12 protein-coding genes are annotated in these 14,028 nt (G+C 49.5%); 4 read left to right on the plus strand and 8 right to left on the minus strand.

The features are described 5' to 3' along the window. Window positions 1–387: a hypothetical protein gene (locus tag FJ146_02670; protein ID MBM4250851.1), complete on the plus strand. Its 387-nt coding sequence runs from the start codon at window positions 1–3 to the stop codon at window positions 385–387. Here FJ146_02670 and FJ146_02675 read toward each other — a convergent pair. From FJ146_02675 to FJ146_02710, 8 genes are read right to left on the minus strand one after another with little or no spacing between them, the layout of a single operon-like run. Continuing rightward, complete coding sequence (locus FJ146_02675; GenBank protein ID MBM4250852.1) at window positions 374–1,204, minus strand: 3'(2'),5'-bisphosphate nucleotidase CysQ; 831 nt, start codon at window positions 1,202–1,204, stop codon at window positions 374–376. The genes FJ146_02670 and FJ146_02675 overlap by 14 nt on opposite strands. Before the next feature lie 4 nt (window positions 1,205–1,208). Then, the gene (locus FJ146_02680; protein MBM4250853.1) at window positions 1,209–2,171 is read right to left on the minus strand and encodes a PilZ domain-containing protein; all 963 of its coding nucleotides are present in this window, start codon (window positions 2,169–2,171) and stop codon (window positions 1,209–1,211) included. Then, window positions 2,068–3,678: a hypothetical protein gene (locus tag FJ146_02685; protein MBM4250854.1), complete on the minus strand. Its 1,611-nt coding sequence runs from the start codon at window positions 3,676–3,678 to the stop codon at window positions 2,068–2,070. Before FJ146_02685 ends, FJ146_02680 begins: the two co-directional genes overlap by 104 nt. Before the next feature lie 12 nt (window positions 3,679–3,690). Next, entirely contained in the window at window positions 3,691–5,055 is a 1,365-nt protein-coding gene (locus tag FJ146_02690; GenBank protein MBM4250855.1) for a hypothetical protein, read from the minus strand. Window positions 5,056–5,058: 3 nt separating this feature from the next. Further along, on the minus strand, window positions 5,059–7,965 hold the full coding sequence (locus FJ146_02695) for a PEGA domain-containing protein (GenBank protein MBM4250856.1): 2,907 nt from the start codon (window positions 7,963–7,965) through the stop codon (window positions 5,059–5,061). A gap of 17 nt (window positions 7,966–7,982) precedes the next feature. Next, a complete protein-coding gene (locus FJ146_02700) occupies window positions 7,983–8,393 on the minus strand; it encodes a hypothetical protein (protein MBM4250857.1) in 411 nt (136 codons plus the stop codon). Then, window positions 8,390–9,001 carry a hypothetical protein gene (locus FJ146_02705; protein ID MBM4250858.1) on the minus strand — a complete coding sequence of 204 codons (612 nt, stop codon included), beginning with the start codon at window positions 8,999–9,001 and terminating at the stop codon, window positions 8,390–8,392. Before FJ146_02705 ends, FJ146_02700 begins: the two co-directional genes overlap by 4 nt. A 5-nt stretch (window positions 9,002–9,006) precedes the next feature. Then, window positions 9,007–9,927, minus strand: a complete 921-nt coding sequence (locus tag FJ146_02710; GenBank protein ID MBM4250859.1) for a hypothetical protein — start codon at window positions 9,925–9,927, stop codon at window positions 9,007–9,009. A 93-nt stretch (window positions 9,928–10,020) separates the two neighbouring features. Here FJ146_02710 and FJ146_02715 point away from each other — a divergent pair, with 93 nt between their 5' ends. The 3 genes from FJ146_02715 to FJ146_02725 all read left to right on the plus strand — a co-directional run. After that, window positions 10,021–11,361, plus strand: coding sequence for a glycosyltransferase family 9 protein (locus FJ146_02715; GenBank protein ID MBM4250860.1), 1,341 nt, complete (start codon window positions 10,021–10,023; stop codon window positions 11,359–11,361). Next, on the plus strand, window positions 11,358–12,656 hold the full coding sequence (locus tag FJ146_02720) for a hypothetical protein (GenBank protein ID MBM4250861.1): 1,299 nt from the start codon (window positions 11,358–11,360) through the stop codon (window positions 12,654–12,656). The genes FJ146_02715 and FJ146_02720 overlap by 4 nt, the downstream gene beginning before the upstream one ends. Beyond that, window positions 12,653–14,028 (plus strand): Rne/Rng family ribonuclease (locus FJ146_02725; protein MBM4250862.1); only part of this gene is annotated, 1,376 nt, incomplete at its 3' end. The genes FJ146_02720 and FJ146_02725, both read left to right, overlap by 4 nt.

Raw genomic sequence — 14,028 nt, forward strand, 5'->3', positions numbered from 1 at the left:
ATGATTAGCAATCTTGGAACCTTAAGTATTTTTTCGCGAGTGCTGCTCATGGCTATCAGTCTTGTCTGCCTCTCATCTCAAGGCCTGGCAAATACAGACGATGAGGCGACCGAAACCTCAGCCCCTCCGTTTCCCACAGTGCACAGAATTTTAAAAACAGCATGTGGCCGCTGTCACCAGGATGGTCACCACCGCGGTGGCATACAGCTCAATACCCCGCTACAGGTTAACCGGGATGCTGCTATCATTCTGCAGTCAATCGAAAGTGGCGATATGCCCTATATGGATCCAACCTGGAATCAGACGGCGCAGGCGCAGACTGTGATCCGTTATCTGAAGGCGGTTATTGCGCAGGGCGTCGATCAAACAGAACTCAGCGATCCGTAAACAGAGCAGCGACTTTACGCCAATCAATGGACAGATCTCCGACGGCGATAAATGGTGGATTTATCAATCGCCCAGTTCGGTATGTCATTGGTGAACCGTCAAATTGCAGCATCATCCCACCAGCGGCCTCAAGCAAGCACTGAGCTGCGGCAGTGTCCCATAGGCTCGTTGGTGAATTGCGGACCGAGATATCCGCGTGGCCGGCTGCAATGAGTGCATACTTTAGAGCGCTTCCAACACGACGGATCTGTGCGTTTTGGTGAGAACCTTGGATGAGCCCATCCTCACCATGGAGGTGAGATCTGCTCACGAGAAAAACCAATTGAGACGGATCTGCCTTCCGCACCCTGATAGTCTGTAAATTTTGGCCATCACCGCTTACTTGAAAAGCTCCAAGCCCTAAGTCTGCTACGTAGGCTTGTGATCGTGCCGGAGCTACCACACATCCAACTTTGGGTACGCCTTCGACCATCAGGGCAATGTTGACTGTGAAGTCGTCAGTCTGCGCCAGAAAATCTCTCGTACCGTCCAAAGGATCAACAAGCCAGTACGTATCCTCGGTCATGACTGTCAGTATTTTTTGCCTCGAGTCAGTATCTCCCTCTTCTGAAACTACCGGCACCCCGGGGAGTAAATGGGGCAAACCGTCTATAAGCACCTTGTGCGCGGCCAAATCCGCAGCTGTTACAGGCGAGAAGTCCTGCTTCGAGGTAACGGTAATGTTATCCCGTTTGTACCATTGCATCGCTGCTTGACCGGCTCTTATCGCTAAACGGCAGAGCTCGGATAAATTAACTGCTGATTCACTTCCACGCATGGCTTCAGCCAATCTTCAATGTGGGGGGGCGACGCATATTCTGAGCATTCGCAAAACTCGTAATGATACGCGCAAGCATCAGACTTTTTTCCTCGGTCAAATGCTCAAAGCTAATGCCAGCTTCTTTACCGATCATGAGGGTACGCCGGACCCGACCCGACAATTTGAAGTACTCACCGTCAGCAAGTTCTGCCATTCTACCTAGCGGAATACTCAGCCTAAGTTGCTCAGCATCATGAAAAATTCGACCGCTCTCATCTCTAATCATCGCACCGTGCATACTCAGATCAAAAATCTTTGCTTGATGCTCCTTGTCACTTCCGAGCAATGAGTATGATAGATCGATATTTGTACGGTAACGACGACTACGTCTCTTATTACCTGATGTTACCGCTACACGAACGCGGTTGAAGATCTCGGCATTCGTCATCTTACGGTAGTCAAGATAATCATCATTTTCCTGAAATGGAGCTAGGACTTTGGCATAGTTTTCTATCAGTTTTGTTGGGTCACGGGTCAAGAAAAGTATCGGCGTTGATGCTTCATTGACTCGCATCTTCATAGACTTCAATAGGGCCAATCCCTCTTCCGGCGGTAAAAAATCATCATCGTAAACCATCAGGCTAATCTGTCTGGCAAACCCTCTCTTGAGCTCTTCGGCCGTCTGTGGGCGACTAACTCCTAACTGCTTAAATCCGGATTTAATGAGCCCTTCAAACTGTCCGCCAAGCTCAGTGGAGAGGTCTTTACTCAGCGCAAAAAACACATAACTCTTCCGCTTTTTGCGTGGGCCTTGCAGCATCTCAGCCACGCGAGAGCGATTGTCTTTTTTGTCGTCAACTGTCGCGGCAGGCGCGGCTGTTTCAATTTTGGACATACGGGGGCTCCATACGCCAAGCCAATACGTACTTAAAGAATGCGAACGGCTCAACCTGGACACCGCTGAGTCGCTGCTGATGTGCCGCATGATGCTGAAGCGTCCACAAATAAGCGTAAGGAGCCTCCTCTGCTAGCAGCGCATGCAATTTATGATAAATAGCTCGTTTTAAGTCGGAGTCGTTGGTGGCATCAGCTTCAGTTAGTAGGCCATCAACCTCTGGGTTCTTAAACATGACAAAATTGTTACCCCACGGCTTTGCGCTAGAACTATGAAACAGACTCGTTATGTTACTTGCATCGTCAAAGGACCAGGAGGCAATAGTCACATCATAATCATGCTGACCCATAACCTTTGTTTTCCACACTAACCAGTCCATGAATTTGAGCTCAAGCTTCACACCGACGGCCTCAAGATATCCTTGAAATGCCACGACCACGCGCTTGATCATTTCACTCTCACCCGCAAGAGGCACAGCAAAAGTGAGAGTTACAGGCTCACCAGAGGGCGTAAATAACTTGTTGTCTTTATACCGAAGGCCGGCTGACTGCAGCATGGCACGTGCTCTGGAAACATCGAAATTCACCGGTTTAACGTCCAAATTATAGGCCCATGAGGTTGGGGGTAGGGGACCAGAAATAAGGCGCCCCCTCCCTTGAAAAAACGCATCGATCATCTCTTGGCGATTTATTGCCTGGCTTAAGGCGAGACGCACACGTTTGTCTTTCAAAATACCGCGCTGCGTATTCATGGCAAAAAATGAAAACGACAGCGCATCATAGGGTAGTACCACAAGTTTATTATCACCCAATAGTTCGCCCAAATCCCTCGGGCTGACGTAAGTAACCAGATCTAAAGAATTAAACATGAGTGACTGTGCCATAACGTTCTGGTCAGCATAGGCCTTCATGATGATTTGGGGTATTTGAGACCGTCCCTTAAAGTAGCGCGGGTTAGCTGACAACATCACCTCGCCATTGCTCGTCGCTTTTACAAAACCGTAAGGCCCGGTACCGATAGGACGTCGCGCAAATTCACTTGTCCTGCTCAAAAATGGTGTGCTGCCTAGAATGTGTGCTGGCAGGATCTTAAAGGTCAATAAACGAAGAGGATCCGTCATAGCTCGGTTTAGCCTGACGATAATCTGATAAGGGCCGACTTTTTCAACACTTTTGAGAGCGAGAAAGCGCTCTTTGTTCGGAATTTCGCTGCTTGCGTTTGTGATTAATCTAACCGTGTTCCCCACATCTTCTGAGCCAAATTTGGCGTTCGGCTCTGGCTTGTCTAACTGATCGTGCCAATAAACGTCATCGCGAAGGGTTAAGCTGATTGCTGTCCCACCCTCTATGATCTTCCAACTCTTGGCTAGGGACGGCACATACGATTCTCCTGGGCCAAGTTCAACCAGGGAGTCAAATAAGAGATCCCCAAGTCTTTGGCCTGCTGCCTCAGGTGCTGTGTAGGGATCTAGACCCTCTAATCTCGTGGTTTCGCCATAACTTAGGGTCTCTATCGCCGCGGCAACTACACCCGGTGAAGCCATGACCACACCACAAGCTATCATCAAAATTTGCTTTGCAAACAGCACGAATCTCATGACTGCCCCTAACTATAAATTATGAAGATAACGAATTGGCGCATTAGTCAATATTGGTTGCTGAATCTGTGCCCCTTGGTTGGTAAGAGCCAGGAATACTCGATCCCAAGCGCCAACCTGAGCTCTGAAACTTAGTATGCCAAGCCTTGAAATGAGAAGATCTCGATTCATGCGGGTATTCGTGTTAAATAAATAACTTTTACCGCTGGAAATATCATAAGCATAAATCGGATTTGCGACAGATATGTCGTGCTTCACATAGAACACCTTTCGGCTGTCTGGAGACCAAGCCGGACCAGTATTAAGGTCGATCACCACGTCTTCAGCGACCAACATTCCTTTCAGTTCTCTCAGAGTATAGGTGCGCCCCTCCTTATAGGGGACTACTGCAATATCCCAACGTCCATCCTGAGTATCCACTTGTGAACCCTCATGAACATAAAAAGCAACTAGTCGTCCATCGGGCGACACGGTAGGCCGCAGATGATCCGCGCCTGCCTCAGTTAACGGGAATGGCCGCTGCCAAGTCTCACCATGCCTGCGAACAACATTTAGATTGTGCCGCAGCGCATCACCCGAGGAGTATATTAGAGCATCGCCCGATGGAAACCACTCTGGGAAAATATCGACACTGTCACTGTCAGATAGGCGACTTAGCACCCTTTCCGATAGATTCATTAGGTAGATATCACCGCGACCTGATCGTGCACTAACGAAAGCTATTTCATTTCGTCGTGGGCTCCACGTGGCATAACCGTCCTTACTCTTACTTCGACCCACGGACTCCTCGCTCGCACCTACGGCACCTATATAGATGCTGTATTCACCAACACCACCATTTGACATGAAGGCAAATCGAGTGGAGTCAGAGGACCATCTCAAACCAGCATTGTAGGACTGCACCGATCGAGGGACCATCCCATCCAGAAAATCTTGTGAACCCTTGGGAATGATCTGTAATTCTCGAGAGTAGTTTCCTATCAGATCCTTCAGCATAATTTTGCGAAAACCATCGATGAGAATCTCGTAACCCAGGTACACACCATCGGCTGACCAGCTCAAATTGGCTTCGTTGAACTTATTTTCCGCGGCATTTAGCTGCTTCACCTCAATTAAAACTACACCTTGCCGGGCATCGCCTAGCTTTGGATAAACTCTTGCAAATGTCCTAGAACCGGCAAAAAATTCTCCAATAAATCGCGGAAAATAATCACCGTCACGCGCAACAAAACCCTCTAGCGGTACACCAGCGTCGGGCTCCGTGACGCGACTTTCACCAAGCTTAAAATGACAAGCACTCAGGACAAGATTCGCAGTGATGGCGCCCAAAAAACCGCGACACCATATCCTCGAAACTTTTACCTTGAACCTCAGCACCGATTATTGCCTCATAGTGCCACGCGCGCCACCGAGTTGGGCTGACGCTTGTTTGAGGAACACCTCTGCATTACCGATAAACGCCTTTGCATCATCATTCACCGGAATGGTCCGCGCACTACCCTCTAAGTAATTACGCCAACCGCGAACAGTTTCCACGAGTAGCTTAGGATCCTGCGTTACCGTCCACAAACGATGGCGGGAAAGGGCTCGGTGGTAATCGACGTTATGAACGGCTTGGGGGTAGTCCTTCGCTGCTACAAAACGTAGGAACGGCATGACACGATCCAGGACTTCAAGTGCTTTTTGGTAATGAGCCCTAGCGGCTTCCGGATTTTCCAGGGCTAATTTCTCGCCAGTTGCAAACAAAGCGATCCCCTCATTGATGTGGGATGGTACAAATCGTTTATCGTTGAATTGTTTAACGGCCTCGCTTGCGGTTACTTGGCCAAATGCTGCCGCCGCTTTAGCCGGCTGGTCTAGTTGATTCAAATAAATTTCACCGATCTCATGCCTGGCCATTAAGTAATCAGTATGATCTGGCTTTACTTGATTGAGACGATCTATTGCTTCCTCGGGTTTTCCGCTTTTTAGTAAATCTAGAGCTATCGATCTCAAGTCTGGGTCAAGTACTATTGACTCCTCTCCTACTAACTCAAGTGCACCTTGATCAAGCTCCAGAACGGTTTTATAGCCTCTGTAGCCCGGCACCCCTTCAAGCTCCAGTTTGATAAATCCACTATGCACTGTGATTGGTGTTACAAGCGGTGTCACCCCAACTACATTTCCATCAATTTTGACCGTGGCCTTGCTCGGCTTAGAGTCAACTTTAAGTATGGCGCTTAGCCTTTGCATGACGATGTTTGAACTATTTTTGCCATTTGCGGACAAGACCCCATGATGCTCACTGAAGCCGATCTTTACGATTTTAAGTTCACCACTGCCAGTTTGTGGTAACACTAACCGACCCTCAGCATCTGTCGATCCAATCCACTCATCATTTAAATAAACATTGGCCTGGGAGACCGCATGAGCCGTGTTACCTCGACCCTCAAATACGCGTATCTCTGCGGTGCGATCCTCACTGTTTTTGCGACCTCGCAGTTTAACGAGATCTCCCCGTCCGACCGTGGCTCGAGGTAGGACTTGATTGATACCACAAATAGCGGAGTCGTCTTGTACGGAGCGGACTGTCAAAGTCCCGATGCGACCAAAACTTTGCCTTCGACCCAACTTTTCAGCCTGCGTGCCGTAGAGATCGAATTGATCACCTGGTTTTATACCAAAGCCCTGCGTGCGACCAAGGTTGATGACGACACGATCACCATCCCTTTTGAGAACTGCACCTTCAAACGGAAAAACCCGATCAATGCGTTCTGCCATTTTCGCTATATTTTTATCCACTGCATTTAGGTCATCGATACTAACTATTTCCTCTTTCGCTGCAGCGATCGTTTTGCCATCGCTATTTATCACCATTAATTCCAGTACCGGTTTTGGCCCAATCATCAGGTTGGGCTGAATGACGGCATCCATCATGGCGTTAAGGTCTGTGTTCTTCCACCCACGTTTGGCGACAGTTCGGATATCAGTGCCTATCTTTTTCGCTCTCTGCTCAATCTGCTCTAGAGGAACCTCTTTGAATGCCATGGAACCAAATATATGTTTACGCACAGATGTATCCAAAAGACGGTTGATCTCAGTCAATCGCTTGCTGAGGTCCCTTCGATTGGCACCACCTGAGACGACGAGATTGAGCAAAGAAATCCGTGCCGCCGGCGGTTCTAGCGGTGCAAAATATTTAACCAGGGTCATCTGATCAGAGGCAACGAAATCAGTTTCAAATTGCTCAGGAATATATGACTCCGGCTTGAGACCCACAGGCACCAGCTCCTCACCTTTGCCTTTAAAAACGTAAGAAAGCCGTCCAAAGCGATCCGTATTCCCCACCAACTTGCCGCGCACATGTACTTCGACATCCTCCAAACCATAAACGTGACCGTATGACTCAGTAACGGCATACACATCTAGGGTTCGTCCCTGCTCAAGCTGAATTCTAACTTTATCACGAAGGTTACTGGTGATTTTTAGTACGCCAGTTTTAAATCCATTTTTCGTGGCCACCAAATTTAACTCGCCACTGGGTTTTTTTGCGAATCTAATGACACAACGTCCACGTTGGTTGGTCGTACACCCGGATTTCAGTTGACTCGCACCTTCCTCACCAACAGCGACTTCAACGCCAGCAAGCGGATTTGTGCCGGAAACGACATGTATGGTAACCAAATGAGGCGCCTCAGTGACAACGCCATCCAGCCTGGATTTTTCTTCACCAAGCGAAGTCTTAGCCACACCTTGGTTTTCTATGCCTTCTTTGGGCGTTTCATCTCCGATATTTGTCGCGATTGAAGGTAAATTTTGTTGCGTAAGTTCCGGCTCTCTTGGCTGATCCACGTGGGACTCAGACTGCCTCTCCGCGTCGCTATCGGTTGTCACATCCTGCATGCCCTCTTCAACAGAGCCTGCTGCCGTGATTGGTGGTCCTGCAAGTGTCTTGGCAGACTCAGGGCTTGGCTTTGGCACAAAATAAAGCACAGCTGCCACGGTAACTTCCTGGGGCGTAACACTACTCACATCGAATGTTTGCGTGTATGGCGCAAAGTAATGCGTATCACTATCTTTTTTAATTTCGAGCTTCTTAGTGGCTGCCACTGGCAGCTTCAGCTCGCCCCGGAATGCTCCGTCATTCGTAGTTTGGCCAATGATTTTTCCATCTACGATCACCTGAGCTGCATGTACAGGTTCACCTTGATTGGTCCGCGCATCTACAAGAAACCGAACCGTAGTCTCCTTAGGCTTACAGCAAAGGCTCAGAGCAACCAGCAGCCAGATAGTGACTTGCCTTACCATGCGCGACCTCCATTAATTTACAGGCTGGGCGGGGCAAGATTGGCACCACCGGCGCCCCGTCCATCTTCGATTGTTCTCTGAACCTGGCTAGCTCTCAATGAGGTCCGAGGTAATGGCCTGAGATCCAGGTCGATTTTTTTACTCGAGCCGTCGAGATTGACGTGCGTTGATGCCACTGCGAAGCCTGGCACCAGCGCTTCTACCAAACAGTCCCCTACCGGTAGTTGCTCTTCAGTCGCGAAAGTGCCATCGGGTTTCACGGATATAATGATGGAACCGACTCGCTGCCCTGAGGTAGTAGCGGCGAGTGGCGTTATGTTAACTTTGGCATCTGGGCCTAAGATTTGACCATGGCTATCCAAGCGCCCTGCCAGACTGGGGGCACAACTTGAAGCGACGACACTTAGAAAAAATAGTCCTCTCTTCATAGAACGTCCTTTCGCGACAACCAAACCACCGAGTTAGTTTCCGCGAGCCAAACAAGAGCACCGTGATCGGTCAACCTTAGAGTCCGGAACATAGTCCCACGCGATACCTGGGCAGCGGCCAGGGCATTCTGTCCATATAGCCACACCTTGTCCGTATCATGAACGACCTGAACGACTGGCAACCTCTGACTTCGCAGATGAATGGAATGAGTGTTTAGCTTAGCACGAGAGAGTGCTTGGCTGTGAACCCAGGCTACCGGACCATCATGAATTGGTAAAATTTTGCGCCACACCCCATGCTGGCTCAATATCACGACCTCCGTGTCGCGCTGCAAAAAAACATCGAGTAACTCAAAATGCGACCCAGGACCAACGCGCATCTCAGCCCTGGGCCGTGCCACACGACTGGTCATAACTACATAAGGGGCGACTACAATATCGGTGGGAACATCACCGCGGGCATTGATAATCTTACTTTTTGGTAACACGGTAGCAGCTTGAACCCGCTGCGCTGCAAAGCCTCCGTCAGACCGCACCGAGGTGACGCAGCCGCTCGAGAGTCCCCATGTCAATACAAAACAAAAAGTACACCAGTGCAGCTGACTCATAGTAATCAACCTGATTTAGCAGCTCCACCGGTTCTAGGACTTTTGTCCCACCCTTGCTTGCCTATGTGAAGCTTGACCGGCAGATCGTAGGATGAGATAGCCTGCCCCTGCGTACCGATGACAGCAATATGGACTTTCGTAAAGGTTCCAGTCTTATTTGGGATCAGGGGAAACTTGAGACCCTTTTGCTTAAACCGCTTGATGGCGAAGGATGTGGCCTTAAGTGGCTGAGTAGGTACACCCTTATCCGAGACGGCAATGTCCTTGGGAGCCCCGATAAAAAGCTTTTCTCCTTGATCGGATGTAAACTCGGCCACTGCGAAAATATAGCCCTCGACAAAATCGACACCGGGACGTGTGGTAAGATCAAATTTCAACTCGAGGGAATTCGGATGGGTCAACAGGTTCGGACGTCCTATCGCGACGATCGCCTCCTCGTCCTCATCCACGCTCGGGCCTGCCTGCTCCGCCTGACTCAAGACAGCCGGCTTCTGGTCCAACTCGCTTGTGCCCGTTACCGATGGTTGTTTAGGGGTCTTATCTTTATCCGCCAATGCCAGCTGATTACTGGGACTTGATGCAGTTTTTTTCTGATCGGAGGCAATGTCGGTAGGAGGCGTAGCCGATTTCGGTTGCGGTGGATAGGCTATTTCAAAGACGTTATCGACTCTGGTCTCGTAATCAAAAACTGTACTGAGAGCCACTTGCAGCCGTTGCTCGAGACTCGTTTTTTCACTTTGTAGCCCAAAAACAATGGCAATACTTGCTACTGACCAAATAATTAGGGTGAGAAAGAACCCTAGTACCCACCTAAACTGATTCAGCGACATCGTAAGAGTGTGGGTCTTGGAGCTATCAATGAAATAAATAATATTGAGCTGGCGCTGCCGCCCGGCCAATGATGGATCTTCATCGAGCTTACTCATAACTCACTGCTCTTTATACGTTATCGGCTAAATGACCAAAGATATATGTCAAGTCTATGCTTAGTGGACGTTAAAGGCAACTAAGGCGGTATTTTGCAGTTCCGTAAAAAATCGGAAATGAAATACGTCAACCTATGGGTCCCACATGATAAGATTATGACTTTGAGTATCTTTCCCAACCCCCACTTCATCCTGTATAGTCCTCAGGAGGGAGCTATGTTGACGCCGTCTGCCAACAATCCAGAGTTACGCATCGCAATTTACCGAGCCTCGAGCCTAGGGGACGTGGTGCTCGCAAGTGCCTGCCTGGATTTGCTGGCTCAACTTTCGATACCGATGCAGATCACCTGGATAGGTAGGGGTGCGGCACTTGAACTTCTCGCCAAGAGTTGGCCAGATTTACGGACTGTCACTATCGACAAAGGGGCGGGATTGCCTGAACTAGGGCGCGTCGTTTCCGAGCTTCAGTCCACTCATCTTTTTATCGACCTGCAGAACAATCTGCGTTCCCAATGGCTGGCCAGAAACCTGAAAACTCTGCACAGAGTGCCTTATTTTGTCGCAGACAAGGCTCAATTAGCCCGTAACAGATTATTATTCGAAGCACGCGTCCGGGGACGGCGACGACCGCTACCGGAAAGGGCCCAACTGGCCGCCACCTTTCAGTTCAATATGATGGCCGATACGCTCCGAAAGGCATTGCGGTTCCAGCTTCCGCTCGAACTGCGCAATGGGCTGGATAATCTGAATTGTCGACCTCGATTGCCGATTCCGACGGGTTTTGATCCACCATGGCGCAAGGAGCTTCGCTTTGGCAGCTGGCTCGCAGTTGCTCCCGGTGCCGCTCATGCCACCAAGCAGGCCCCACTCGAAAGCTTGATCGGTGTCCTTGATACTGTGCGGAGTCGTGCGCGCCTTAGCGATGGCATGAAGGCATCACCGTTAGGCCTGATCTTTTTAGGCGACAACAAGGACCGCCAATTTGCTAGACAAATACTCGACGGATTAGCATGGGATGGACCGGTTTTAAACCTAGCTGGAAAGCTCTCTCTTTGGGAGTCGGCCGTCGCCCTGAGTGAAGCTCGATGCCTACTCAGTAATGATTCGTCGCTCAGTCATATTGCAGAAGCTGTTGATACCCCGGCGGCAGTGTTATTTGGACCGACGGTGGAGGCTTTTGGTTTTGCTCCTAGAATGCCTGGCAGCCGCGCTTTTTCGAGCCCTATCGGTTGTAGACCTTGCTCCAAGCACGGCAAAGTAAGTTGTCGCTTTGGTGACAAATTATGTTTCGCATCCTTGCCACTTGCTCCAGTCGCCGAGCATCTTCTACGACTTTTGGCAGTAAAGCCCAACGCTGCAGTGAATACAGGCACAGCTTATTTCAAACGCCAAGGGACCACACCTCCCGAAGATCGTGGGTATCTTAACTCATGACGTTGTTACTAGCGCTTTACTCTTTGGCGTTTAGCATTTTGCGCCCAATCACTAAAATCTTGGCTTTTTTCTCTCCAAAAATAGCCGGGCAAATCAAAGGCCGTCCCGACGTTTCCCGTATAGCTCGAGATCTCGCTATGACCCGCGCGCAGTATCGCGACTGTGCCGTGTTCTTTTGTAGTTCTGCGGGGGAATTTGAGCAGGCACTCCCAATCATTTCCCGCCTTCAGGCAAGTAAAGACACCTATGTACAGGTTATCTTCTTTTCTCAGTCAGGGCTCGATTACGTCAAAGCACGCGGGGAGAGCATCCCTTGTATGCTAATGCCGCTCTCGGACTCTATCTGGCAATGGGGTTGGCTTTTTTCAGCACTGTTGCCAACGCTTACATGTGTCATCCGCCACGAATTATGGCCCGGCTTCCTGTCTATCGCACGCCGTTTCGGTCGCCTCTATCTAGTTGATGCAAGCCTCAGCCAGGGAGAAAAAAACTCCCTACTTTGGGGACTCGTCAGGCGCAGACTCCTCCAAGAGTTCGATCACATCTTTGCCGTCAGTAAATCCGACTATGACTACTTCACAGTGACGTGTGGACTGCCCAAAAGCATGATCACCGTTACGTCAGACACCAAATATGACCGAGTTGTGGAGCGTGCTCGCGCCCGCCCTGACTTGGTGGCGAACCTGCGTGATACATTACAGCATTTGACACCTCAAGGGACACAGCATCGACTGATTCTTGGCAGTGCCTACATCGACGAAATAGAGCTACTTATCAGCGCGATCAGTGCTCGCAAAGAGCTTCTAAGCAGTTGGCAGGTCATAATCGTGCCTCATCAACTCACGATTAGTAACATCGACATGATTAGCACCAAGATCGAAAATCAGGGATTTCGTCCAGTCAGATATGGCTCCATGGACCGATTAACCCAACCAACCAATTTCATTATAGTGGACAAAATGGGGATGCTAGCGGAGATTTATGGTACCGCGGACGCAGCGCTTATTGGGGGGGCATTGCATCACCAGGTGCATAACGTACTAGAGCCCGCTAGTCACGGCCTTGCCATTGCATTTGGCCCATTCTATAAGAACAGTCAGGAAGCGATCCATTTAGTAGATGCTAAGCTAGCGACCGTAGTCAAAACCGGCCGTGAGTTCAGTGATTGGTGGCAAAACCTCGAGCAAAATGGCAAGCTCCGCCGTCAGATTATGCTTGATGCAACTCATAAGCTCACCGGTGCGGCAGATTTAATTATTGCCACATGGCGCCAGCAGATGATGGATAGGTCATGACAGACCGACAATTAATTATAAATGCTAATAGCTCCGAAACTCGTATTGCTCTTCTTGAAAAAGACCGCATTGCTGAGATCTTCATCGAGCGTCGACGCGAAAGAGGCATAGTAGGCAACATATACCTCGGGACGGTGATGCGAGTACTGCCTGGGATGCAAGCGGCATTTGTCGACATAGGCACCGAACGCACGGCCTTCCTCTATGGCGGTGATGTCTTGGACCCCGAAATGCTCTCTGAGCAACGTCTGGATATAGTCCCGCAGGGGCTTGAGGACCTTAATCCCGATGAACTACGCGAACGCACCAATCGCCAACGCAAGCCTATTGAGAAACTACTCCGCGAGGGTCAGCAAGTTCTGGTGCAGGTTGCCAAGGAACCGCTGGGGACCAAAGGCGCTCGCGTCACTATGTTCCTATCTCTACCGGGGAGATTCCTGGTCATTATGCCAGACTTTACACATATTGGGATCTCCAGACGGATTGAGGATGTCGACCTAAGACAGCGACTCACAGACCTTGTAAAAGCATTTAAACCAGATGACATTGGCGTGATCGTCAGAACTGCCGCCGCAAATATCGACACTTCACATCTAGAGAAAGATCTTAAGTTTCTCTTAAAAACATGGCGACAAGTCGATAGCAAAAAACGCCGTTTAGATGCGCCAGCCTTGCTCTATCAAGACCTAGATATAGCCCTAAAGACCACGCGCGATTTATACGCTGATGATATCGACCGCATAGTAGTTGATGATCCACTTGCTTACGAAGAGCTCAAGAAATTTTTAACAGCAACCATACCTGGTGCAGCCAAAAGGCTAGAACTATACACGGACGAAAAACCAATTTTTGATGTCTACGGTATCGAGCTGGATATCAGTCGAGCACTTAGCTCAAAAATAGATCTGCCTTCGGGTGGGTACCTAGTTATTGATCAAACAGAAGCATTGACCGCATTCGACATAAATACCGGTAAATATGTTGGCAAAGGTAACGCGCACGAGACTATTCTCAAAACAAATCTCGAGGCCGTCAAAAAAATAGTTTCCCAATTACGCATCAGGAATATCGGCGGCATCATTGTCATCGACTTTATTGACATGGAGCGCCCTGAGGATCGCGAGACAGTTTATAACGCTCTTCAAGATGAACTCAAAAGCGACAAAGCACGAACCAACGTCCTTAGGATTAGCGAGCTAGGCTTGGTTCAGATGACTCGTAAACGGACTGCCGAATCACTTGAACGCCGTTTGATGACTCCATGCGGACACTGCCAGGGACGTGGGCATGTACGCAGTGTATCCACGGAAACTTTTGACCTTATTCGTGAAATCCGCCGATGCGCCGTGATGACTGGACAAAAATCACTTAC

The organism is Deltaproteobacteria bacterium (assembly GCA_016874735.1).
Lineage (GTDB): Bacteria > Bdellovibrionota_B > Oligoflexia > Oligoflexales > CAIYRB01 > CAIYRB01.

Excerpts from the sequence above, each read along its gene's own strand:
- FJ146_02710 (MBM4250859.1), bottom strand. The coding sequence starts at position 9,927 with ATGAGTAAGCTCGATGAAGATCCATCATTGGCCGGGCGGCAGCGCCAG.
- FJ146_02720 (MBM4250861.1), top strand. The coding sequence starts at position 11,358 with ATGACGTTGTTACTAGCGCTTTACTCTTTGGCGTTTAGCATTTTGCGC.
- FJ146_02670 (MBM4250851.1), top strand. The coding sequence starts at position 1 with ATGATTAGCAATCTTGGAACCTTAAGTATTTTTTCGCGAGTGCTGCTC.
- FJ146_02685 (MBM4250854.1), bottom strand. The coding sequence starts at position 3,678 with ATGAGATTCGTGCTGTTTGCAAAGCAAATTTTGATGATAGCTTGTGGT.
- FJ146_02705 (MBM4250858.1), bottom strand. The coding sequence starts at position 9,001 with ATGAGTCAGCTGCACTGGTGTACTTTTTGTTTTGTATTGACATGGGGA.
- FJ146_02695 (MBM4250856.1), bottom strand. The coding sequence starts at position 7,965 with ATGGTAAGGCAAGTCACTATCTGGCTGCTGGTTGCTCTGAGCCTTTGC.
- FJ146_02675 (MBM4250852.1), bottom strand. The coding sequence starts at position 1,204 with ATGCGTGGAAGTGAATCAGCAGTTAATTTATCCGAGCTCTGCCGTTTA.
- FJ146_02680 (MBM4250853.1), bottom strand. The coding sequence starts at position 2,171 with ATGCGGCACATCAGCAGCGACTCAGCGGTGTCCAGGTTGAGCCGTTCG.
- FJ146_02700 (MBM4250857.1), bottom strand. The coding sequence starts at position 8,393 with ATGAAGAGAGGACTATTTTTTCTAAGTGTCGTCGCTTCAAGTTGTGCC.